The organism is Aquitalea aquatilis (assembly GCF_005155025.1).
Taxonomy (GTDB): domain Bacteria; phylum Pseudomonadota; class Gammaproteobacteria; order Burkholderiales; family Chromobacteriaceae; genus Aquitalea; species Aquitalea aquatilis.
Genome location: NZ_CP039731.1, coordinates 3,315,602 through 3,337,340 on the forward strand (window position 1 = coordinate 3,315,602; position 21,739 = coordinate 3,337,340).

Sequence of the window (21,739 nt, forward strand, 5' to 3'; positions counted from 1 at the left end):
TGTTTCGCTGGGCGCTATCTTACCATTTGCACGGAATTGTTCATCCCCTGTCTGGGACAAGTCGGCGCGCCGGGAGTTTGTTCGACTGCTGCCCGATGGGGCATTTCATTCATCGTCGCCCTCCCCGGCGGCGGCGTCCAGCAAGTGGCCGGGCAGCTGCTTGTTGGGTTTGATACCCATCTTGCGCAGCTTTTCCGCACTGGACAGCAAATTGCCGCGGCCGCTGGAGAGTTGCTTCATGGCATCGCCAAAGGTATCGCGAGTACTGTCCAGCTGCTTGCCCAGTTTTTCCATATTGCCGACGAAGCCAGCCAGCTTGTCGTACATGGCACCGCTCTGCCGGGCAATTTCCTGGGCGTTCTGGTTCTGGTATTCGTAGCGCCAGATGCTGGCCACCGTACGCAGGGTAGCCAGCAGGGTGCTGGGGCCGACGATCATGATGCGCCGCTCGAAGGCCTCGTTGAACAGGCTCATGTCTTGCTGCACTGCCAGCAGATAGGCCGGCTCGACTGGAATGAACATGAAAACGAAATCGACGGTATTGAGGTGATAAAGATCCTGGTAGCGCTTTTCCGACAAGCTGCGAATATGCTGGCGGATGGCCGCCACATGCAGTTTCAGCTCTTGTTCACGCACGGATTCGTCATCGCTGGCCACATAGCGCACATAGGCATTGAGGCTGACCTTGGAATCAACCACCAGCTGCTTGCCTTCCGGCAGGTCGATCACCACGTCGGGTTGGTAGCGCTTGAGGCCATCTTCGGTTTCCACCACATCTGACACCTGCACCCGGTATTCGCGGTCACGGGTCAGGCCAGATGTTTCCAGCACCTTTTCCAGCACCATCTCACCCCAGCCACCCTGAGTCTTGTTGCTGGCACCGGTCAGCGCCTGGGTCAGTGCCACTGCATCGTGGTTCAGCCGGGTATTCAGTTCCTGCAGGCGGCGCAGTTCGTTCTCCAGCGTCAGTCGTTCTTTGGAGTCCTTGTCATAGGTGTCCTGCACCAGCTTGCCAAAGCCCTGGATGCGCTCGTGCAGCGGCCCCAGCATGGCACCGATGTTCTGCTGGTTCTGCTCGGTAAACCGTTTGGATTTTTCTTCGAGAATATCGCTGGCCAGCGCCTTGAACTGGTTGCTGAGCATTTCACGTGCTTCGCTGAGCAAGGCCAGCTTTTCGGCCGATTGCTGCTTTTCCTGCTGCAACAGGGTTTGCAGTTCCAGCTCCCTGCCGCCCAGTCGCACCAGTTCATCTGCATGCTGGCGCAATTGCTGCTGCTGTTGCTGCCACTCGCTACGCAGCTGCTCCAGCTGTTTGACTTGCTCCTGCCGGCTGGCCCAATGCGCTGCGGTCTGTTGCTGTGCCTCGTTCAACTGCTGGCGCAGGGTGGCTAGTTCCTGCTGCAGCCGGCTCTCACGCTGCGCGGCCTGCGTACCATTGTCCTGTGCTGCCTGCAGCTGCGCCTGCAGGGTGGCTTCGCGCTGCAGCCATTGCTGGTATTCCAGCTGCTGGCGGCGCTGTAGTTGGTAACGCGCCAGCAGCAGGCCGCTTGCCGCGCCCAGTAATATACCCAGTGCCAACTCAATCATCGCTTCATCCTGCTACCTGTCGGTTTGCTGGCAAGCATAGCCGATAATTTGAATTCGTACCAATTCATCCGCAATGCTGCTGCCTTGTCATGTGCTGGCTTGTTTCCATGAGGTCGGGCGTCAGTTCCTGCGGCCTGCCTCCGCATTCATTTATGACCATGGAAACTTCCTGACATGCAGCCATGTCAGCCACCAAGCTTCATGCTTCGGCACAAAATACCTTCCGCGTAGGCAATGCGGTCATGCCGTATCCCGTTTCCATCCATATCCAGCCCGCAAGGTTCTTACCATGCCCAGTCTTCAACCATTTTTACAGCACATCCAGGCGCGCAATCCCGATCAGCCAGAATACTTGCAAGCGGTAAGCGAGGTCATCGCCAGCCTGGAACCGTTTTTGCAGCAGCATCCGCGCTATACCGAGCAGTCCTTACTGGAGCGGCTGGTCGAGCCCGAGCGCATCGTGATGTTCCGCGTCTGCTGGACCGACGACCACGGCCGGGTGCAGGTCAATCGTGGCTATCGCATCCAGCACAGCATGGCCATTGGCCCTTACAAGGGCGGCATTCGCTTCCATCCCTCGGTCAATCTGTCGGTACTGAAGTTTCTGGCGTTTGAGCAAACCCTGAAAAACGCACTGACCACCTTGCCGATGGGCGGAGCCAAAGGCGGTGCCGATTTCGACCCCAAGGGCAAGAGCCCGGCCGAGGTGATGCGCTTTTGCCAGGCATTTGCCAGCGAACTGCAACGCCATATCGGCGCGGATACTGATGTGCCAGCCGGCGACATTGGCGTCGGCGGCCGCGAAGTGGGCTATATGGCCGGCATGGTGAAGAAGCTGAGCAATCGTGCCGACTGCGTGTTTACTGGCAAGGGGCTGAGTTATGGCGGCTCGCTGATGCGGCCGGAAGCCACCGGTTTTGGCACGGTTTATTTCGCTCAGGAGATGCTGCAGACCCGTGGCCTGTCGCTGGAAGGCTTGCGCGTCAGCGTGTCTGGCTCAGGCAATGTGGCGCAATACGCGGTGGTCAAGGCCATGGAGCTGGGCGCCAAGGTGCTGACGGCTTCCGACTCCAGCGGCACGGTTATCGATGAGGCTGGTTTTACCACCGCAAAGCTGGCTGAGCTGATGGAAGTGAAAAACCATTTGTATGGTCGGGTCAGCGACTATGCCGCCCGCCTGGGGCTGCCGTTTCATGCCGGCATCCGCCCCTGGGGTGTGCCGGTGGACGTTGCCCTGCCCTGCGCCACCCAGAACGAACTGAATGAAAGCGATGCGCGCCAACTGATTGCCAATGGTGTGTGCTGTGTGGCCGAGGGGGCAAACATGCCCTCCACGCTGGAAGCCGTGCGCTTGTTCGAGGAAGCTGGCGTGCTGTATGCCCCGGGCAAGGCCAGTAATGCGGGCGGGGTGGCGACCTCCGGCCTCGAGATGAGCCAGAACGCCGCCCGGCTGAACTGGAGCCATGGCGAGGTTGATGCGCGCCTGCACGCCATCATGCAGGGTATTCATCAGGCCTGCCTGGCTCACGGCCGCGGGCCGGATGGCCGCCACAGCTATGTGCGCGGTGCCAATATCGCCGGTTTTGTCAAAGTGGCGGATGCCATGCTGGCGCAAGGCGTGTTGTAACCTTGGGACTGGCGGCGGCTGGGAGATATCAGCCACCGTCAGTTCAAGCGCAATGGACTATTCTGCCGCCGCCCAGTGTTGCAGATAGATCTGCAGCTCCTTGCGGCCCTGCCATTCATTGGCCACCAGTTGGTAGACGGCATTGATATTGTCCGGCAGCCAATCCACCTGGTTGAACAGCATGGCGTCGAATTCCTGACCCTGCTTGGCAATACGCAGTTTCAGATGCTTATCACCCACTACCCGCTGGCTCATCACGGCAAAACGGTCGTAAAAATACGGCACCGGGAAGCCCTGCCCCCACACCTCGGCCGCCAGTTCTTCAGCAAAAGGCAGGTGCAGCTCACGCGCATCCAGCCCGCCATCGGTTTCGATGGTGCGGGTCAGCTGGTTTTCATCCAGCAGCTCGCGCGCCACTTGCTCGAAAGCCTGCTGGAATTCGCCAAAGCGCGCTTCTGCCAGCGTCATGCCGGCTGCCATGGCATGGCCACCGAATTTCAGGATCAGCCCCGGATGGCGCTTGTACACCAGATCCAGCGCATCGCGCAGATGAAAGCCGGGAATGGAACGCCCCGAGCCCTTGATTTCGCCTTCGTCACCAGGGGCGAAAACAATGGATGGCCGATGGAAGCGTTCTTTCAGACGCGAGGCGACAATGCCCACCACGCCCTGATGCCAGTCGTCACGGTATAAGGTGAGGGTGTAGCGGTCAGCCGGATCAAAACTGGCCAGTACGGCTAGGGCTTCGTCCTGCATGCCGTGCTCGATCACCCGGCGCTCGCGGTTGAGCCGGTCCAGCTCCTGCGCCAGCGTCATAGCCTGGCTTTCATTGCCAGCCAGCAGGCAGGCAATGCCCAGACTCATGTCATCCAGCCGCCCGGCAGCATTCAGCCTTGGCCCCAGGGTAAAGCCCAAATCAAAGGTGTTGGCCTTGTAGTGGGCGCGGCCGGCAATGCGAAACAGGGCGGCAATTCCCGGTGCCATGCGTCCGGCGCGCATGCGGCGCAGGCCGTTTTCCACCAAAATGCGGTTGTTCTGGTCCAACCTGACCACGTCAGCCACCGTGCCCAGCGCCACATAATCCAGCAATTCACCCAGATTCGGCTCGGTCTTGCCGGCATACACGCCACGCTGGCGTTGTTCGGCACGCAAGGCCATCAATACATAGAACATCACCCCCACTCCGGCCAGATTCTTGGACGGGAAATCGCAGCCCGGCTGATTGGGGTTGACGATCAGCGCCTGCGGCAGGGTATCGCCCGGCAGGTGATGGTCGGTAATCAATACTTCGATGCCCAGCTCGCGTGCCCGCTCCACCCCGGCCACGCTGGCAATGCCGTTGTCCACGGTGACAATGATGTCCGGCTGGCTTTGCGCGGCCAGTTCGACAATTTCCGGCGTCAGGCCATAGCCGTATTCAAAGCGGTTGGGGACGATGAAGTCCACCTTGCCGCCCAGCATGGATAGGCCTTTTACCGCTACCGAGCACGCGGTTGCACCATCGGCGTCGTAATCGGCCACCACCAGCATGCGCTGGCTGCTTGTGATGGCATCGGCCAGGCGCTGGGCCATGGCCTGGATGTTCTTCATCTGCTGATAAGGCAGCAGGGCCTTGAGGGCGTAGTCCAGCTCCTCGCTGCCGGCGATGCCACGGGCGGCATACAGCCGCGCCATCAGCGGGCTCAGCCCCTGGGCCACCAGGGTGGAGTGAGAGTCTGCGGAGACGCTGCGGGTAACAATGTGCGACATAGTGTTCTCAGTACACGGCAGCCAGCGCTTGCGGCCGCTGCCAGAATTTCCACAGCGCGCGGCGGGAAATGGTTAGCTCGAAACCAGCCGGGCCATGGCACAGCAAGCGCAGCTGTTGCAGCTGCCCCTGCCGTAATAGCTGCAGCAAGGGCGCAAACCAGTCCTGTTCCATGCGCTGCAGTTGTTCGCGCCAGCCCCAGGCGTCGCGATACTGCGCCGCCGCCAGCAGGGCATCCTGCACCAGCAGCACATGCTCGCTATTGCCGGCAGCAGCCAGCAGTCCATCACCAGCGTAAGGGACTGCGTCACAGGGCAGCCCGGCGGCCGTCGCCTGCAGTTGCAGCAGTTCATCATCGGCCAGAACCAGATCTGGCCGCTCCACTGCTGCATCCGGCCCGGCTTCGATGGCATCGCCCCACAGCCAGACACTGTTGACCGGCAACTCGCCGCGCGCTTCGCGCTCATCATTCAGCGGGTGGATGTACAGCAGCATCTGCATCTCATTGAGCAGACGACTCCAGTGCAGGCCGCGCTCACCAGCGGGCAGGTGTTCGTTGACGTTTTCTCCCACGGCATCCGGCAGCGGGGTAAACGTGGCCCGGCTGGCATCCGGCAGTTGCAGCAGCCAGCGCCCCGGTTGCGGCGCATGAAATTGCAGACCGTCTTCGGCAAAGTGCTGGTTCAGGCTGAGCAGCAGCGCATCGGCCTCGTGCTGGGCGAGGGCCATTACCCCGACATCGGCCAGCAGGGCGCGGTCGCGGTCGATGCGCACATGCACCGGATCGGCCAGCAGCCAGTGGCCGGCGTCCAGTCCGGCGCGGCGTGCCAGCTGGCTGGCAATGCTTTCACCGGGCATGCCCAGCAGCTGCTGATAGAGCTGGCTCAGCGTCGTGGGTGCGGTTTGCCGGGTTCCGCGCCCCAGCAGAGTGGATAGTGCGGGCAGTGCCAGTCCACGGCAAACTTCGGCCCCGTCATGGGCATCCAGCCAGCTCAGGCCAGGCATCAGCAGTGTCAGCTTCATTGATTGAGGTACAGGCAGGTGGCGGGCATGTTTCATGTCCGCACAGCACTCGGCAGCGAGGCCAAGTCCTTCATTGAATGGATGGTTTTCGGAACTTATGACAGCCGGACCCAACCAAGATGGTCGGGCGCAATGCCACTTGTCACAAACCCTGTATTTTCCCGGAAGCACGCATGGCGTCCACCAAAACATGAATTATCGCAAACTGCTGCAGTTCCCGCAAAATTGTACCCGTCGTCTGATCAATCATCATCTGAGCTGGCTGGGCCTGGCCGCCAGCCTGCCCTTGTTCGGCATGGTCACCGCCTTTGCCGTGGCACCGGGCGACCCGCATGCGGCCGCCGCCGAAGTGCGCCAGCGCATGGTGACCGAAAAACTGGCATTGCCGGCCTTCACTCCGTCGACCAGTGGTACGCGCTACTGGCGCAATGAAACGGTGAATCGTGGCGACACCATTGCCCGCGTACTGAACCGGCTAGGCGTGCGCGATAGTGAGGCGCGGCGTTTTCTTTATTCCAGCCCACTGTCACGCGACCTGCTCAAGCTGAATACCGGTGCCACCCTTGCAGTGGAAACCAGTGATGAGGGCGAACTGTACGCCCTGCGTTTTCTGAATGATGACGAAAACGGCGAAAAAGTGCTGGTGGCCATCGCCAAACAGGGCGATCAATGGCAGGCCAGTGCCGACCCGCTGGCGACCGAGAGCATGGACAGCCTGCGCTCCATCACCATCCGCCGCAGCGCCCAGCGCGAGCTGCAAGCGGCCGGCGTCCCGCGCGAGGTGATGGCGCAACTGGCAGACATCTTTGCCGACCAGTTCGCGCTGGACAGCCTGCAGCCTGGCGACAGCATTCAACTGGTCTTCGAAAGCCTGATCTACAATGGCAGCCCCATTGCCAATGGCAATATCCTGGCTGCTGAAATCAGCCGTGCGGGGCAATGGCATCGCGCCTTCTACTTTGCTCATGACAGTGAAAGCGGTGCCTATTACGATGCAGCCGGTCGGCCGGTCAAAAAGGGTTTCAGCCAGCAGCCGGTAGCCCATTACCGTATCAGCTCGGGCTTTGGCACCCGCTATCATCCGGTGCTGCATTCCCTGCGCATGCATCAGGGCGTCGATTACGCTGCTGCGCCGGGCACGCCCATTGTTGCGCCGGCTGATGGCGTGATCAGCGCCGCCGAAACGCAGAATGGCTATGGCAAAGTCATCACCCTGAGACATAATGCCAAGCTGAGCACGCTGTATGCGCACATGCAGCGTTTTGCCCCCGGCGTGAAGGCGGGCAAGCCGGTCAAGGCTGGCGATCTGCTGGGCTATGTTGGCAGCACCGGGCGTGTCACCGGGCCGCATCTGCACTTTGAGGTGAAACTCAATGGCCAGGCTGTCGATCCTGCCACCGCCGCCCTGCCCGCCCCTGGCCTGGCTGCCGGCCAGCGCCTCGCCTTTGCCAAACTCAGCAGTCAGCTGACAGACAAGCTGGCGCTATTGCGTGACACGCCGGGAACGATCGCACAACTGGATTGATGGAAAGACCGACGCAGATGACGGAGCGCTATATCGGACTGATGTCCGGCACCAGCCTTGATGGCGTGGACGCAGTTTTGCTGAGCATGGATGCGCAAGGCCGTCCTTGCGTCGAGGCCGACAGCTTTCTGGCCTTTCCGCTGGAAATCCGCCAGCAGGTGCTGCAGTTGCAGCCCACGGGCTCGGACGAGCTGGATCGCGCCGCACGGCTGGGGAATGAGCTGGCCCGGCTGTATGCCGAAGTGGTCGCGCAACTCTTGGCCGAGCAGCGGCTGCCTCCTGCTGCCATCACGGCTATCGGCTGCCACGGCCAGACCATCCGCCATGCCCCGCATGCCGGCTACACGCTGCAGATTGGCAACCACGCGCTGCTGGCCGAGCTATCCGGCATCGACGTGATCGGCGATTTTCGCAGCCGCGACGTCGCTGCGGGTGGTCATGGCGCACCGCTGGTACCGGCATTTCATCAACATGTTTTTGCCAGCGACGCGGAAAATCGCGTCATTCTGAATATCGGTGGCATCAGCAATCTGACCCGGCTGGCCAGTGGCACCGCGGTCATCGGCTTTGACTGTGGTCCGGGCAATATGCTGCTGGATGCCTGGTGCCAACGCCGCACCGGTGCCGGCTTCGATGCCAATGGCGACTGGGCGGCCAGTGGCCGGCTGCATACACCACTGTTGCAGCAGATGCTGGATGAACCCTTTTTCCGCTTGCCGCCACCCAAAAGCACCGGGCGTGACCTGTTCGATCTGGCCTGGCTGGAAGCCCAACTGGCGCTGCAGCCAGACATTCCGGCAGCCGACGTCCAGCACACCCTGCTGCAGCTGACTGCCCACAGTATTGCCGATGCCATTACCCGCTACTGTCCGGACACCCGCAGCGTCTACGTTTGCGGTGGAGGCGCGCTGAATGTCGCGCTGATGCAGGCCTTGCAACAGCAGCTGCCGCAACTGCTCATCAGCAGCACGGCCGCACTGGGTTTGCCCGTGCATCAGGTGGAAGCGGCTGCGTTCGCCTGGCTGGCCTGGTGTTTCTGTCAGCGCCAGTCCGCCAATCTGCCGGATGTTACCGGTGCCAGCGGGTTGCGGGTGCTCGGTGCCCTCTATCCGCGCTGAGCCGGCGCACCGGCCGGTAGCCTGACAACGCCAGCCACTCTGAGTGGCCTTGTCAGGCTATAATCAGCCACTGTCATAGCCCATAACGAGAAAAATGCGACTTTTCAAAAGAAAGGCCGTCGTCAAGAACAGTCAAACGCCATTGCCCCCCAAGCTTGCCAGCCTGCTGCGCGAAGCCTGGTGGCTGCTGATGGCCGTTGCTGCGGTCTACTTGGTGCTGGTACTTGCCAGCTATTCCGCACAAGACCCTTCCTGGTCACATAGCTCCTCCGACCCTACCGTGCGCAATTACGGCGGCGCGTTCGGCGCCTGGCTGTCCGACATGCTGCTCTATGTATTCGGCCTGTCCGCCTGGTGGCTGGTGGTGTTCTGCCTGGTGGCCATCGCCTGGGGCTACCGCCGCATGGAAACGCTGGGTTTTCGCCTCAATCCGATGACGCTGGCCGCCATGGGCGGTTTCTTCCTGCTGTTGCTGTCCAGCTCCAGCGTGGAAGGCATCGTCCTGGCCAGCAAACAGCTGAACTTGCCGCTGACTGCCGGCGGCATGCTGGGACACTGGCTGGGCAAAGCCCTGTCACATGGCCTGGGCCTGCCCGGTGCTTACCTGCTGCTGTCGGTGAGCGGGGCCATCGGCTTTTCGCTGTTCACCGGCCTGTCCTGGCTGGACATCATGGAAAGAATCGGTGGCACGCTGGAAGATGGCGTGCTCAAGCTGTGGCATGGCTGGCAGGCGCGCAAGGACCGCGAAATCGGCCGCGAGACCGCCCAGCAGCGCGAAGCCAAGGTCAGCACCGAAAAGAAAAAGCAGGAAGACAAGACTCCGGTGCGCATCGAAGCCACCCTTGCCGAAGTGCCGCTGTCGCCCAAGGTGCAAAAGCCGGTGCAGCAATCGCTGTTTGCCGACCCCAATCGTGGCGAGCTGCCCGGTCTGAGCCTGCTGGAAGCGCCCAAGGATCAGCATGAACCGGTTTCCGCCGAAACGGTGGAATACACTTCGCGCCTGATCGAACGCAAGCTGGCCGACTTCGGTGTGGATGTGAAAGTGATAGCCGCCTACCCCGGTCCGGTGATTACCCGCTATGAAATCGAACCGGCCGTTGGTGTCAAAGGCGCGCAAATCGTCAACCTGATGAAGGACTTGGCGCGCGCGCTGTCGCTGGTATCCGTGCGGGTGGTGGAAACCATCCCCGGCAAGACTTATATGGGTCTGGAGCTGCCCAATCCGAAGCGGCAGATCGTGCGCCTGTCGGAAATCATCGGCTCCGATGGCTACCAGAACATGACCTCCCGCCTGGCCATTGCCGTAGGCAAGGATATCGCTGGCCAGCCCGTTACGGTGGATCTGGCCAAGATGCCGCACGTGCTGGTTGCGGGCACTACTGGCTCGGGCAAGTCAGTGGCGATCAATGCCATGATTTTGTCGCTGCTGTACAAGTCCACGGCGCGTGAAGTGCGTCTGATCATGGTCGACCCGAAAATGCTGGAATTGTCGGTGTATGAAGGCATTCCGCACCTGCTGGCACCCGTGGTCACCGACATGAAACAGGCAGCCAACGCGCTTAACTGGTGCGTGGGCGAAATGGAACGGCGCTACCGCTTGATGTCCAAGCTGGGCGTGCGCAATCTGGCGGGTTACAACCAGAAGATCAAGGATGCGAACAAGGCTGGCGAGAAAATCCCCAATCCCTTCAGCCTGACCCCGGAAACGCCCGAGCCGCTGGATTCCCTGCCGCTGATCGTGGTGGTCATCGACGAGTTGGCTGACTTGATGATGGTGGCTGGCAAGAAAATCGAAGAACTCATTGCCCGCCTGGCCCAGAAAGCCCGTGCCGCCGGCATTCACTTGATTCTGGCCACCCAGCGCCCGTCGGTTGATGTGATTACCGGCCTGATCAAGGCCAATATCCCGACGCGGATTGCCTTTCAGGTATCAAGCAAGATCGACAGCCGCACCATTCTCGACCAGATGGGCGCTGAGGCCTTGCTGGGACAAGGTGACATGCTTTATCTTCCGCCAGGTTCGGGCTACCCCAACCGGGTGCACGGCGCTTTTGTCGCCGATGACGAAGTGCATCACGTGGTGGAGTTCCTCAAGACCACCGGCGAGCCGGACTACATTGAAGGCATACTCAGCGGCCAGAGCGAGGCCGACGAGGGTGCAGCCACCAGTGGCTGCGATGTTGACGGCAGCGGCGAATCCGACCCCTTGTACGACGAGGCAGTCGCCATTGTGGTGAAAACCCGCAAGGCCTCCATTTCTTCAGTGCAGCGGCATTTGCGCATTGGCTATAACCGCGCAGCGCGCCTGATCGAACAAATGGAAAGTGCAGGCCTGGTTTCCGCCATGGAAACCAATGGCAATCGCACAGTACTGGCACCGGCGCGCGAAGACTAAGCCGGCAACGCCCGTCATGCAGTAATTCAACTTGGCCACCGGCTATCCTGCCGGTGGTGCAACCCAGCACCGGTAGCGAGAAACCCATGTCCGGATACCTCCCAGAGCCCCCCTTCTCCCATGACAGCCAGGCCAAGACTGGCATTTTGCTGATCAATCTGGGTACGCCGACAGCGCCCACAGGCCAGGCAGTACGTCCTTATCTCAAGCAATTCCTGTCGGATAGCCGGGTCATTGAGATTCCCAAAGCCGTTTGGTGGCTGATCCTGAATGGCATCATTCTGAATGTGCGGCCGAAAAAATCCGCGAAAAAATACGCCAGCATCTGGAGCAAGGACGGCTCGCCGCTGCTGGTGAACACCCGCAAGCAGACTAGCCTGCTCAAAGGCCTGCTGGGCGAGCAAGGTGTACGCAATGTCGTGGTCGACTACGCCATGCGCTACGGCCAACCCTCGATCGAAAGCGTTATTCAGAACATGCGCGCCCAAGGCGTGGACAAGCTGCTGGTTGTGCCGCTGTATCCGCAATATGCCGGCTCATCCAGTGCCACCGCACTGGATGATGTGTTCCGTGTACTGATGAAGCTGCGCAACATGCCCGAACTGCGCACGGTGCGCCACTTTCATGACGACCCGGGCTATATCGATGCCCTGGCCCAGCAAGTACAGGCGCACTGGCAGCAAAATGGCCGCGCAGAAAAATTGCTGATGAGCTTTCATGGTGTACCGCGTTTCACGCTGGACAAGGGTGACCCCTATCACTGTGAATGCCTGAAAACCGGGCGTTTGCTGGCCGAACGACTGGGCCTGAGCAAGGAACAATACGTGGTCAGCTTCCAGAGCCGTTTTGGTCGTGCCGAGTGGCTGCAGCCCTATACCAGCGCCACACTGGAACAGCTCGGCAAGGCCGGCACCAAAAGTCTGGATGTGATTTGTCCCGGCTTTGTGTCTGATTGCCTGGAAACGCTGGAAGAAATCGCCATGGAAGGCAAACACAGTTTCCAAAGCAGTGGCGGCGGTGAATTTCGCTACATCTCCTGCCTGAATGACAGCCCGCAATGGATTGCTGCATTGGCGGGTATTGTGGGGAAAAATCTTCAAGGCTGGCAGGAAGTTATAGAACAAGATACCGCCAAGCGCCAGCAGCGCGCACAGTCGCCTGGAGCCAGTCGCTGACCTCCGAAAAAATAAATTTTAAACGCCCGAATAAACCCCGTTGACACTCGCGCAAACTGCTCCCCATAATCAGCGCAGCTGGTAGCCATTCCAAAAGAATGGCCTGAATCAGTAATGGGCAAGGTCTGAATTTCAATCAGGCTGCCCGCAGAGATCGCCAAGTCTACATAGATAAGATCAGGGGAAATAAAATATGAATAAGTATGCTCGTCTGAGCCTCATCGCTGCTGCTGCCATGACCCTGGCTGCCTGCGGCAAACAAGAGCAACCGGCCGCTACCGACGCCTCCGCTCCCGCAGCTGCGGCCAGCACCGGTGGCGACGTGACCGTCAAGATCGGTCAGGTATCCCCGATGTCCGGCCCGATCTCGCATCTGGGCAAAGACAACGAATTTGGCGCCAAGCTGGCCATCGAAGACCTGAACGCTGAAGGCGTTGAGATCGGCGGCAAGAAAGTCAAGTTCGAACTGGTTTCCGAAGATGACCAGGGCGATCCGAAAATCGGTACCCAGGTTGCTCAGCGCCTGGTTGATGCTGGCGTAGTCGGCGTGGTTGGCCACCTGAACTCCGGCACCACCATCCCGGCATCCAAGATCTACTCCGACGCAGGCCTGCCGCAGATTTCCCCGTCCGCCACCAACCCGGACTACACCAAGCAAGGCTTCAAGACCACCTTCCGCGTAATCGCCAACGACGTGCAGCAAGGCACGGCGCTGGGTCAGTTCGCTGCTGATGGCCTGAAAGCCAAGAAGGTCGCCATCATCGACGACCGTACCGCTTACGGCCAAGGCCTGGCAGACGAGTTTGAAAAGGCCGTCAAGGCCAAGGGCGTGGATGTGGTTAAACGCGAGTTCACCACCAACACCGCTACTGACTTCAATGCCATTCTGACCTCCATCAAGGCTACCAAGCCGGACGTCATCTTCTACGGCGGCATGGACGCACAAGCTGGCCCGCTGGCCAAGCAGATGAGCCGTCTGGGCATCAAGGCCAAGCTGATGGGTGGCGATGGCTGGCAGACCCCGGAATTCATCAAGCTGGCTGGCGACGCTTCTGAAGGTCAGTTCTCCTCCAGCTGCGGCGTTCCGCGCGACAAGATGCCGGGTTTTGCTGCCTTCAACGACAAGTTCAAGGCCAAGTTCAACACCGAAGTACAAATCTACGCTCCGTATGAATACGATGCCGTACGTGTACTGGTTGACTCGATGAAGCGTGCCAAGTCCACCGATCCCAAGGTATACCTGCCGGAAGTGGGCAAGACCGACTACACCGGCGTAACCGGCAAGATCACCTTTGACGACAAGGGCGACATCAAGAATGGTGCCGTTACTGTGTATCAGGTCAAGGGCGGCAAGTGGGAAGTGGTTTCCACTGTCGGCGGCGCACCTGCTGCTGCCAGCGCAGCTCAGTAATTCCCTCCCGCATCACCAGAAAAGCGCAGCTTCGGCTGCGCTTTTTTTATGCCTGGCCTTGAGCGCAAGCGGCCATTTTCACGGCTGCCTGATCTGGATCAGCCACAAAGGTTGACGAAATGCTGCGGAACAACAAAAATGTCCGGGTCAGTGGCGTAGATTGTATCCAGTCCATGCCATCAACAGACCCTACCACCCCCGGGGTGTGCTGACATGAAATGCCAAAAGCTTTCGTGGCGAATGACCCTCATCCAATTCTAATTAGACCAGGGCATTTCCATGTATCTCCCGCGTATTACCCTTATCACCGCCGCCGTGCTGGCACTGGCTGCTTGCAGCAAACAGGACGCCGCCGCTCCGCAACAGAACGCATCTGCCGGCGCTGCCGCCAGCGATGCCGTCATCGTCAAGATCGGCTCTGCCAATCCGCTGACCGGCCCGTTCGCCCACTGGGGCCGCGATGCCGACAACGGCGTCAAGCTGGCTGCCGAAGAAGCCACTGCGGAAAACCTGAAACTGGACGGCAAGCCGGTCAAGTTTGAAGTCGTGTCCGAAGATGACCAGGCCGACCCGAAAACTGCTACCCAAGTGGCACAGCGCTTTGTCGATAACAAGGTTGCCGGCGTCATCGGCCACCTGACTTCCGGCGCAGCGATCCCGGCCTCCAAAATCTACTCCGACGCGGGCATTCCGATGATTGCCGGCTCGGTAACCAGCCCCAAGTTCACCGAACAAGGCTTCAAGAACACCTTCCGCATCATTGCCAATGACCAGCAGCAGGGACAGGCGCTGGCCAAATTTGCGGTGGGCGATCTCAAGCGTGCACGCATTGCCATCATCGATGACCGCACCACCTACGGCCAAGGCCTGGCGGATGACTTCTCCAAATCGGTAGAAGCAGCCGGCGGCAAGGTGGTAAAGCGTGAATTCACCACCAATAGCGCTACCGACTTCATGGCCATCCTCACCTCCATCAAGGGTGAAAAGCCGGACCTGGTATTCTATGGCGGCATGGATGCCCAGGCAGGCCCGATGGTGAAGCAGATGCGCAAGCTGGGCATTACCGCTGACTTCATGGGTGCCGATGGCGTGAATACCGCTGAATTCGGCAAGCTGGGCGGCAAGGATGCCGATGGCAGCTACGCCTCCAGCGCCGGCGCACCGAAGGAAAACATGCCGGGCTTTGCGGCCTTCAACGACAAGTTCAAGAAGCGCTTCAATGCTGAAATCCAGGCTTATGCACCCTACACCTACGATGCAACCCGCGTGATGATCGAAGCCATGAAGCGTGCCGGCTCGGCCGACCCGGCCAAGTACCTGCCGGAAGTGGCCAAGACCAAGCTGCAAGGCGTGACCGGTGAAATCGCCTTCGACCCCAAGGGCAATATCATGAACGGTACGGTTTCCCTGTATCAGCTCAAGAACAGCAAGTGGGAATCGGTGGCCGCCCCGGCCAAGGCAGCAGCCAGCGCAGCACAATAAGCATTTGTGCGATCGCCAAAGAAAAACGGCAGCCACAAGCTGCCGTTTTTCATGCAGTGCACCAGCTTAGTCGCGGAAGCTGGCGGTTTGGCGCGTCATCATGGCCATGCCGGCCTGCTGGATGTCTTCTGACAGCAGCATGGCGGCATTCCAGGTGGCCACATGATTCAGGCTGTCCGCTACGCTGTGGTCGCGGGCATAGTTGAGCATTTCCTTGCTGCCACGCACTGCCAGCGGCGACTTGGCTGCCATCAGGCGTGCGGTTTCCAGTGCTGCGGCCAGTACACTATCCGCATCAGGTAGCAATTTATTGACCAAGCGGATGGCTAGCGCCTCTTCCGCACCAACATCACGCCCGGTCAGCGCCATTTCCCGTGCCATGCCCTGCCCGACCACACCAGGCAAACGTTGCAGCGTGCCCACATCGGCAACCATGCCGATATCCACTTCGCGCACGCCAAATACCGCATCGGCTGAGGCAAAGCGGAAATCAGCGGCCAGCGCAATATCCAGCCCGCCACCCAGACAGGCGCCATGAATGGCCGCCACGACTGGCTTGCGGCAGTTCTCCAGGCTGGATACGGTGTCCTGCAGCTGCAAAATAAGCCGCCGCAGCTTTTCGCGCTTGCGGCCTTCGCAGTCGTCCGTAATCACCGACTGGATGCCCATCAGCATGGCCAAATCGATGCCGGAGCAAAAATGTCGCCCCTGCCCGGCCAGTACCACTGCGCGCACGCTCGGCTCGGTATCTGCCCACTCCATCACCGCCTGCAGCTCCAGCCACATGGCCTGGTTCAGTGCATTGGCCTTGTCGGCGCGGTTGAAGCGCACCAGTGCCACCTTGTCCTGCTGTTCGACGCTAAAGGTTTGCCATTGCATCGCCTGCTCCTTATTGCGGCCGCTTCTTGGGAATCCACGCCCAGACCATCTCACACTGGATGGGCGATTCACCAGACTCGTCGGTTACCGTGACTTCAACCAGGGTTTCACCCTTATCAATATGGTACAGATCGCGAATCTGCGCCTCGCTCAGCGTGGCTACCGCCCGCATGTCTCCTTGAGAGCGCTTGGTGTAATTCACCTTCATCGACTTGAGCAGCATCAGCTTGTCATCCGGCACATTCATGCCCACCACGAAGCCGCTGGCCGTTTCAGCCAGCAAGGCCATGGCTGCCGCATGCACACCCTTGATATGGTTCTGCACCTTGCGCCGGTTGCGAATGGAGACCGTCAGCCGGGTGTGCCCAACTTGTTCAAAGCGCAGGCCGGAAGTGGCAAGAAATGGCACCAGGCGGCCAAACAGCAGTGACAATGCCCTGCTGCGCAGACCAACAGGCAGTTTTCCCACCTTGTCAGCGATGCGGCTCATGCTGTTTTTCTGATAGTCCATGCGTGTTAGCCCTCTTTGTTATGTCATGGAAGTGGAGTGACCAGGCCCAATAAGGCCCGGATTTGAATCTTCAATGCCGGCAATACTGTTTGATCGGTACGCGCCAGCTGCAGCCCGCCTTGCAGGGCGGCCAGCATCAGCAAGCCCATCGCCTGGGACGTGCCGGCGTACTGCATGCTGCCATCGCTCCTTCCCGCCTCGGCGATGCGTACCGCCCAGTCACGCATCTCGTCGACGAAAGCATTGGCTTCTGCCTGCATTTCGGGTGGCAAGGTCTGGTATTCGGTAGTCAGGATGCCGCTGGGGCAGATTTGCTGGTCGTGCTCGAAATAGGCATCGGTCAGGGTGAAGTAGCGTTCCAGTTGCTGCTGCGGTGCCAGTGTGTGCTGGGCATCGACAAAGCGCTGAAAACGGCGGCGATAACGCTGGATCAGCGCTACGCCCAGATCGGTTTTTTTCGGGTAGTGATAGTGGATGGCGGCATTGCGTACTCCCAGTTCCGAGCTGATGTGCTGGTAACTGAAAGCATTGAAGCCGCGTGTCAGCAACAGCTGCTCGGCAATATCGAGAATGCGTTTGCTGGTATCGTTTTTGACGTCGGCGGCAGGTTTCATGCGGAAACTCTACTTACTGGTTAGTAAGGTGTCAATCCAATACCCCTGAAAGCTGGACAGGCTTAGCGTATCAGTTATGATGGAAGGCATTTGGCCAACCCTGAGACCGGACCTTTTCCGATGCGACTCAAATTCAGCAAGATGCATGGCCTGGGCAATGATTTTATGGTGATAGACGGCGTCAGACAGACCGTTTCACTGGATACCGACAGAATCCGCCAGCTCGGCAACCGCCACTTCGGCATCGGCTTCGACCAGCTACTGCTGGTGGAATCTCCCCACGCAGAAAACAACGATTTCCGTTACCGGATTTTCAACAACGATGGCAGCGAAGTAGAGCAATGCGGCAATGGCGCGCGCTGTTTCGCCAAATTTGTTTGCGACCAAAAACTGACCAACAAAAAAGCCATCAGGGTGGAAACCGCCAAGGGCGTGATCATTCCGGAATACCTTGGCCAGAACCAATCCGTGGTCGATATGGGCGTGCCGCGCTTCCGCCCGCTGGACATCCCCTTTGTCGCCGAAGGTGAAGCCATTACTTATCCGCTGGATATCGACAACTACAGTTGCGACATCAGCGTGGTGTCGATGGGGAACCCGCACGCTGTTCAAGTGGTCGATAGTGTCGATACTGCGCCGGTACAGCAACTGGGTGCCCTGATTGAAACCCACCACCGTTTCCCGGAAAAGGTCAACGCCGGCTTCATGCAGATTGTTTCCCGCCATGAAATCCGCTTGCGCGTGTTCGAACGTGGCGCGGGTGAAACCCTGGCCTGCGGCACCGGTGCCTGCGCCGCCGTGGTGGCCGGTATTCGCCGTGGCCTGCTGGATGCCAAGGTGTTGGTGCATACCCGTGGCGGCGATCTGCAGATCGAATGGCATGGCGAAGGCCAGGCCGTACGCATGACCGGTCCGGCCATGACCGTTTTCCAGGGTGAAATCGAAGTCTGAGCAGCCGCCCCCCCCCATGAAAAGGATGTGATTGATGCATAGCGATGAGGTATTGGCTTATCTGGAGAATCATCCGGACTTCCTGCAGCACCATGCCGAGCGTTTCGGCCTGCGTGCTGCAGCCACCCAGCAGGATCGGGTGGTGGTGTCGCTGGCCGACCGCCAGATGCTGGAGCTGAAAGACCGTAACCGCCAGCTGGAAGCGCGCCTGCATCAACTCATCCGCCATGGCGAGGCCAATGACCAGATCATTCACAGCGCACACCGCCTGTCCTTGACGCTGCAGCGCTGCCTCACCCTGCAGCAGGTGGCCGACGGACTGGCCAGCTGCTTCCAGCAGGACTTTGCCCTTGAGCGCATGGCCTTGCGCCTGTGGCACCCTGCCGCCGAAGCCTCGCCGCTGTTCAATGCCCGCCACGAAGTGCAGGCCTTGGCACGCAATTTGTCGGCCCCCTACTGTGGGCCTTATGTCAACGACGAGGTACTGGGCTGGTTCCCCGCCACGCCGGTGCTGCAGTCTTTCAGCCAGATCCCGCTGACGGATGCCAGCGGCGCGGTCTTTGGCCTGCTGGTGCTGGCCAGTGATGATGCCCAGCGCTTTACCTTCGACATGCACACCCATTACCTGGCGCAAATGGGCGAGATCATTTCTGCAGCACTGCTGCGCGTACTGGGCCAGGCATGACCGCAACGCTGGGCGGCTGGATCCTGATTCTCCTGCTGGTAAGTTACTACCTGCACATTCTCTGGCGGCAGATCGCCGCACGCAGTCCGGTGGCCATCGCGGCCTTCGTGGCGGGCTATTTCATGCTGGCGGCGCTATTCCGTCATGCGGAACCCTACCCCGTGCTGCGACCGGTCTGGCTGCCTTTTATCTACTGCTATGTCTGGCTGGCCTTCAGCGCTGTCATCTGGCTGCTGGCGACTGCCAAGGTTTCACGGCGCGGACTGAGCTTTCCCGGTGAGCCACCACTCATCAGTGCCCTGCTCAGCTCGCAGCTGACGTTGAGTCTGGGCACCCTGCTGCTGTCGCCGCTGCTGGACTGGCGCCCGATGGCGGCCTATGTGATGCTGCCGCCGGTGATGGTGGTGATCAGCTATCTGCTATACCGCCTGTTTGCCATCCTGCTGCGGCGTAATGGCAGCAATCGGCTGTCCTGGACGCTGTTATTGGCCAGCACCCTGCTGTCGCCGTTGCTCAGCATGCAGCTGGGGGCATGGCTGGCACCTTATCTGCTGGGCTGGACCTGATACACGCCTACGCGACAATAAAAAACCGGCCCATGGCCGGTTTTTGCTTTTCAGCCTGCAGCTCATGCCAGGCTGCGGCCCAGTGCCTCAGCCAGTGCCGCCAATTCACCCAGCAATTGCCGGAAATCCTGCGGATTGAGCGCCTGCTCGCCATCGCACCAGGCATTGGCAGGATCGGGGTGGATATCCAGCATCAGCCCATCCGCGCCTGCTGCGATGGCAGCCTTGGCCAGCGAAGGTACCATCCACGCCTTGCCGCCAGCATGACTGGGATCGACGATGACCGGCAAATGGGTTTCGCGCTTCAGCACCGGGATGGACGACAAATCCAGCATATTGCGATAACTCGGCTCAAAGCTGCGCACGCCGCGTTCGCAGAAAATGATGTTGTGGTTGCCACCAGCGGCGATGTGCTCGGCTGCCATCAGCCACTCGGTGAGTGTGGCTGATGGGCCGCGCTTGAGAATGACCGGCTTGTTGATCCGCCCTACTTCCTTGAGCAAGCCGACATTCTGCATATTGCGCGCGCCGATTTCGATCATGTCGACATCCAGCTCCAGGAATGTCTCCAGCATGCGCACGTCCAGCAGTTCGCTCACCATGGGCAGGCCATGCTGGCGCGATTCCTGGCGCAATTGCTCTAGTCCGGCCACGCCTATTCCCGGGAAAGCATAGGGACTGGTACGAGGCTTGAATGCGCCGCCACGCAGCAAGCGGCAGCCGCCAACCTTTACCAGCTCCGCGCACTGGGCCATTTGTTCGGCGGTTTCCACCGCAGCCGGTCCGGCGATGATCTGGATGGCCTTGCCGCCAAAGGCCTGGCCGCGCACGTGCACCACGCTGTCTGCCGGGTGCACTTCACGCGAGACGATGCGGTAATCCTTCACCACCCGCATGGCCCGCTCCACCCCCGGCATCAGCTCGAAAGCATCCGGACTGAATACGCGCTCGTCACCCACTGCGCCGATGATGGTGCGCTCGGTGCCGCGCGACACATGCTCGCTCAGGCCGGCGGCGCGAATCTTGTCTACTACCGCCTGGATGGTTTCATCGCGGGCGTGCTGCTTCATCACAATAATCATGCTGATTTCCTGCAAGGGAAGATCCGGCCTGCCATTCCAGGCGTGGACCGAGCTAACGGTTTGACTGCGCGATTCTACCAGATCGCTCCAGCCTGCCGGCGGCTGGCTATTTGCGCAGATGCTGCCATTGCCGCGACAGACGGCGGCCCAGCCGCATCCACACGGCTGGCCGCCTGTTACGCAACTGGTGCAGCAAGGTTTGTATGGCCTGCCAGTATGGCGAGCCTGCCAGGCGGGCAAACACATAGGTCTTGAAGCGCAGGAAGGCCTGATAGCTGCGGGCAAACCAGGACACCTGCAGCAGCTGATTGCGGGTCAGGTCGAATAGCCGGGCGGCAATGGCCGTGCCCAGCAGCTTGGCCAGCACAATCACCAGCAGACCAAGCAAGGCATGCCCACGACCGATCAACAACACAGCCATCAGCTTCACCGGCAGCAGGCCCAGCACCGGCAGCAAAAACAGGCTGAGGGCGATTGCCGGCGGGCGGCTGGCAATCCAGCCCTCGATCTGGCGCAGCAGTGGCAGCCGGCCCAGCCTGGCCAGCACTGCCGCCAGCTCGTCCCAGGCGAATTCCTCAAAGGCGATGAGCAGTGCCGCCAGCAGTACCAGCGGCCCGCTCACGATGCGCTTCACGCGCCAGGTAATGGTTTTACAGCGGCTGTCGCACATGGCTGGCTTTATGAAAGACGATGCCTTACAGGTGGGGTCAGGTATGGGCCAGATCAAGCCACTTGGCAGTATGGCGCGGCTGATAATTACGCATGGCATCCAGCAACGTCACGATGTCGGGCGAGTGGCTAAACAATTCCATATTGCTTGCCGGCACGAAACCTTCATCCACGGCATGCCGGGTCAGCGCCAGCAGCGGCTGATAAAAGCCAGCCACATCCAAGAGCCCAACCGGTTTGTCGTGTACGGCGAGCTGGGCCCAGGTGAGGATTTCAAACAGCTCGTCAAACGTGCCAAAGCCGCCGGGCAACGCCACAAAGCCATCAGCCAGCTCGGCCATCAGCGCCTTGCGCTGATGCATGGTGTCGGTGACATGCAACTCGGTCAGCCCCAGATGGGCGACTTCCTTGGCCTTGAGAAATTCCGGAATCACACCGATCACCTTGCCACCAGCGGCCAGTGCCGCGTCGGCAGCCACGCCCATCAGCCCGACCTTGCCCGCGCCATACACCAGGGTGATGCCCTGCTCAGCCAGCGTGCGGCCAAAAGCGGCGGCGGCGGTGATGTACTCCGGGCGCTGGCCCTTGTTCGAACCACAAAACAGACAAACAGACTTCATGTTGACTCTCTCCCAAAAAGCCGCAGCCGGGTGGAGTGCTCCAGCCCGGCTGCGTATGGCATGTCGATAAGC

At 60.2% G+C, this 21,739-nt stretch carries 19 protein-coding genes; 10 read left to right on the forward strand and 9 right to left on the reverse strand.

The genetic code is table 11. The features are described from left to right. Positions 1-105: 105 nt before the first annotated feature. Entirely contained in the window at positions 106-1,587 is a 1,482-nt protein-coding gene (locus FAZ30_RS15530; RefSeq protein WP_124641023.1) for a DNA recombination protein RmuC, read from the reverse strand. A 289-nt stretch (positions 1,588-1,876) separates the two neighbouring features. Between FAZ30_RS15530 and gdhA the strand changes: the two genes are divergently transcribed. Continuing rightward, positions 1,877-3,214, forward strand: a complete 1,338-nt coding sequence (gene gdhA / locus FAZ30_RS15535; protein ID WP_124641021.1) for an NADP-specific glutamate dehydrogenase — start codon at positions 1,877-1,879, stop codon at positions 3,212-3,214. 57 nt (positions 3,215-3,271) lie between these two features. Here gdhA and recJ read toward each other — a convergent pair whose 3' ends face one another. Further along, positions 3,272-4,963, reverse strand: a complete 1,692-nt coding sequence (recJ, locus tag FAZ30_RS15540; RefSeq protein WP_124641019.1) for a single-stranded-DNA-specific exonuclease RecJ — start codon at positions 4,961-4,963, stop codon at positions 3,272-3,274. A gap of 7 nt (positions 4,964-4,970) precedes the next feature. Continuing rightward, positions 4,971-5,984 (reverse strand): hypothetical protein, encoded by a 1,014-nt coding sequence (locus tag FAZ30_RS15545; RefSeq protein ID WP_137009794.1) that lies wholly within the window; start codon positions 5,982-5,984, stop codon positions 4,971-4,973. Positions 5,985-6,174: 190 nt separating this feature from the next. On the opposite strand from FAZ30_RS15545, the gene FAZ30_RS15550 reads away from it, so the two are divergent. The 6 genes from FAZ30_RS15550 (at position 6,175) to FAZ30_RS15575 (ending at position 15,090) form a co-directional block, all read left to right on the forward strand. Continuing rightward, positions 6,175-7,509: a M23 family metallopeptidase gene (locus FAZ30_RS15550; RefSeq protein WP_124641015.1), complete on the forward strand. Its 1,335-nt coding sequence runs from the start codon at positions 6,175-6,177 to the stop codon at positions 7,507-7,509. Positions 7,510-7,526: 17 nt separating this feature from the next. Further along, the gene (locus FAZ30_RS15555) at positions 7,527-8,627 is read left to right on the forward strand and encodes an anhydro-N-acetylmuramic acid kinase (RefSeq protein WP_124641359.1); all 1,101 of its coding nucleotides are present in this window, start codon (positions 7,527-7,529) and stop codon (positions 8,625-8,627) included. 94 nt (positions 8,628-8,721) lie between these two features. After that, positions 8,722-11,022: a DNA translocase FtsK gene (locus FAZ30_RS15560; RefSeq protein ID WP_137009795.1), complete on the forward strand. Its 2,301-nt coding sequence runs from the start codon at positions 8,722-8,724 to the stop codon at positions 11,020-11,022. An 86-nt stretch (positions 11,023-11,108) separates the two neighbouring features. Next, positions 11,109-12,197, forward strand: a complete 1,089-nt coding sequence (gene hemH / locus FAZ30_RS15565; protein ID WP_137009796.1) for a ferrochelatase — start codon at positions 11,109-11,111, stop codon at positions 12,195-12,197. Positions 12,198-12,390: 193 nt separating this feature from the next. Further along, a complete protein-coding gene (locus FAZ30_RS15570; RefSeq protein WP_124641009.1) occupies positions 12,391-13,608 on the forward strand; it encodes a branched-chain amino acid ABC transporter substrate-binding protein in 1,218 nt (405 codons plus the stop codon). A 279-nt stretch (positions 13,609-13,887) separates the two neighbouring features. Beyond that, positions 13,888-15,090 (forward strand): branched-chain amino acid ABC transporter substrate-binding protein, encoded by a 1,203-nt coding sequence (locus FAZ30_RS15575; RefSeq protein WP_137009797.1) that lies wholly within the window; start codon positions 13,888-13,890, stop codon positions 15,088-15,090. Between the two features lie 66 nt (positions 15,091-15,156). Here FAZ30_RS15575 and FAZ30_RS15580 read toward each other — a convergent pair whose 3' ends face one another. The 3 genes from FAZ30_RS15580 to FAZ30_RS15590 are packed head-to-tail and all read right to left on the reverse strand — an operon-like array spanning position 15,157 to position 17,094. Next, positions 15,157-15,969 carry a crotonase/enoyl-CoA hydratase family protein gene (locus FAZ30_RS15580; protein WP_137009798.1) on the reverse strand — a complete coding sequence of 271 codons (813 nt, stop codon included), beginning with the start codon at positions 15,967-15,969 and terminating at the stop codon, positions 15,157-15,159. A gap of 10 nt (positions 15,970-15,979) precedes the next feature. Beyond that, positions 15,980-16,459, reverse strand: coding sequence for a DUF4442 domain-containing protein (locus tag FAZ30_RS15585; protein WP_246043368.1), 480 nt, complete (start codon positions 16,457-16,459; stop codon positions 15,980-15,982). A 44-nt stretch (positions 16,460-16,503) separates the two neighbouring features. Continuing rightward, positions 16,504-17,094 carry a TetR/AcrR family transcriptional regulator gene (locus FAZ30_RS15590; RefSeq protein ID WP_137009800.1) on the reverse strand — a complete coding sequence of 197 codons (591 nt, stop codon included), beginning with the start codon at positions 17,092-17,094 and terminating at the stop codon, positions 16,504-16,506. Between the two features lie 120 nt (positions 17,095-17,214). Between FAZ30_RS15590 and dapF the strand changes: the two genes are divergently transcribed. From dapF to FAZ30_RS15605, 3 genes are read left to right on the forward strand one after another with little or no spacing between them, the layout of a single operon-like run. Next, on the forward strand, positions 17,215-18,045 hold the full coding sequence (gene dapF / locus FAZ30_RS15595) for a diaminopimelate epimerase (protein WP_124640999.1): 831 nt from the start codon (positions 17,215-17,217) through the stop codon (positions 18,043-18,045). A gap of 34 nt (positions 18,046-18,079) precedes the next feature. Continuing rightward, the gene (locus FAZ30_RS15600) at positions 18,080-18,730 is read left to right on the forward strand and encodes a DUF484 family protein (protein WP_137009801.1); all 651 of its coding nucleotides are present in this window, start codon (positions 18,080-18,082) and stop codon (positions 18,728-18,730) included. Continuing rightward, on the forward strand, positions 18,727-19,296 hold the full coding sequence (locus FAZ30_RS15605; RefSeq protein ID WP_137009802.1) for a hypothetical protein: 570 nt from the start codon (positions 18,727-18,729) through the stop codon (positions 19,294-19,296). The genes FAZ30_RS15600 and FAZ30_RS15605 overlap by 4 nt, the downstream gene beginning before the upstream one ends. Positions 19,297-19,358: 62 nt before the next feature. Here the strand turns inward: FAZ30_RS15605 and aroF are convergent, their stop codons facing one another. The 3 genes from aroF to FAZ30_RS15620 form a co-directional block, all read right to left on the reverse strand. Continuing rightward, positions 19,359-20,378, reverse strand: a complete 1,020-nt coding sequence (gene aroF, locus FAZ30_RS15610; RefSeq protein WP_124640993.1) for a 3-deoxy-7-phosphoheptulonate synthase — start codon at positions 20,376-20,378, stop codon at positions 19,359-19,361. A gap of 106 nt (positions 20,379-20,484) precedes the next feature. Next, positions 20,485-21,048, reverse strand: a complete 564-nt coding sequence (locus FAZ30_RS15615) for a hypothetical protein (RefSeq protein ID WP_137009803.1) — start codon at positions 21,046-21,048, stop codon at positions 20,485-20,487. 37 nt (positions 21,049-21,085) lie between these two features. Next, on the reverse strand, positions 21,086-21,667 hold the full coding sequence (locus tag FAZ30_RS15620) for an LOG family protein (protein WP_137009804.1): 582 nt from the start codon (positions 21,665-21,667) through the stop codon (positions 21,086-21,088). Positions 21,668-21,739: the final 72 nt, after the last annotated feature.

Excerpts from the sequence above, each read along its gene's own strand:
- FAZ30_RS15530 (WP_124641023.1), bottom strand. The coding sequence starts at position 1,587 with ATGATTGAGTTGGCACTGGGTATATTACTGGGCGCGGCAAGCGGCCTG.
- gdhA (WP_124641021.1), top strand. The coding sequence starts at position 1,877 with ATGCCCAGTCTTCAACCATTTTTACAGCACATCCAGGCGCGCAATCCC.
- recJ (WP_124641019.1), bottom strand. The coding sequence starts at position 4,963 with ATGTCGCACATTGTTACCCGCAGCGTCTCCGCAGACTCTCACTCCACC.
- FAZ30_RS15545 (WP_137009794.1), bottom strand. The coding sequence starts at position 5,984 with ATGAAGCTGACACTGCTGATGCCTGGCCTGAGCTGGCTGGATGCCCAT.
- FAZ30_RS15550 (WP_124641015.1), top strand. The coding sequence starts at position 6,175 with ATGAATTATCGCAAACTGCTGCAGTTCCCGCAAAATTGTACCCGTCGT.
- FAZ30_RS15555 (WP_124641359.1), top strand. The coding sequence starts at position 7,527 with ATGACGGAGCGCTATATCGGACTGATGTCCGGCACCAGCCTTGATGGC.
- FAZ30_RS15560 (WP_137009795.1), top strand. The coding sequence starts at position 8,722 with ATGCGACTTTTCAAAAGAAAGGCCGTCGTCAAGAACAGTCAAACGCCA.
- hemH (WP_137009796.1), top strand. The coding sequence starts at position 11,109 with ATGTCCGGATACCTCCCAGAGCCCCCCTTCTCCCATGACAGCCAGGCC.
- FAZ30_RS15570 (WP_124641009.1), top strand. The coding sequence starts at position 12,391 with ATGAATAAGTATGCTCGTCTGAGCCTCATCGCTGCTGCTGCCATGACC.
- FAZ30_RS15575 (WP_137009797.1), top strand. The coding sequence starts at position 13,888 with ATGTATCTCCCGCGTATTACCCTTATCACCGCCGCCGTGCTGGCACTG.
- FAZ30_RS15580 (WP_137009798.1), bottom strand. The coding sequence starts at position 15,969 with ATGCAATGGCAAACCTTTAGCGTCGAACAGCAGGACAAGGTGGCACTG.
- FAZ30_RS15585 (WP_246043368.1), bottom strand. The coding sequence starts at position 16,459 with ATGAGCCGCATCGCTGACAAGGTGGGAAAACTGCCTGTTGGTCTGCGC.
- FAZ30_RS15590 (WP_137009800.1), bottom strand. The coding sequence starts at position 17,094 with ATGAAACCTGCCGCCGACGTCAAAAACGATACCAGCAAACGCATTCTC.
- dapF (WP_124640999.1), top strand. The coding sequence starts at position 17,215 with ATGCGACTCAAATTCAGCAAGATGCATGGCCTGGGCAATGATTTTATG.
- FAZ30_RS15600 (WP_137009801.1), top strand. The coding sequence starts at position 18,080 with ATGCATAGCGATGAGGTATTGGCTTATCTGGAGAATCATCCGGACTTC.
- FAZ30_RS15605 (WP_137009802.1), top strand. The coding sequence starts at position 18,727 with ATGACCGCAACGCTGGGCGGCTGGATCCTGATTCTCCTGCTGGTAAGT.
- aroF (WP_124640993.1), bottom strand. The coding sequence starts at position 20,378 with ATGATTATTGTGATGAAGCAGCACGCCCGCGATGAAACCATCCAGGCG.
- FAZ30_RS15615 (WP_137009803.1), bottom strand. The coding sequence starts at position 21,048 with ATGTGCGACAGCCGCTGTAAAACCATTACCTGGCGCGTGAAGCGCATC.
- FAZ30_RS15620 (WP_137009804.1), bottom strand. The coding sequence starts at position 21,667 with ATGAAGTCTGTTTGTCTGTTTTGTGGTTCGAACAAGGGCCAGCGCCCG.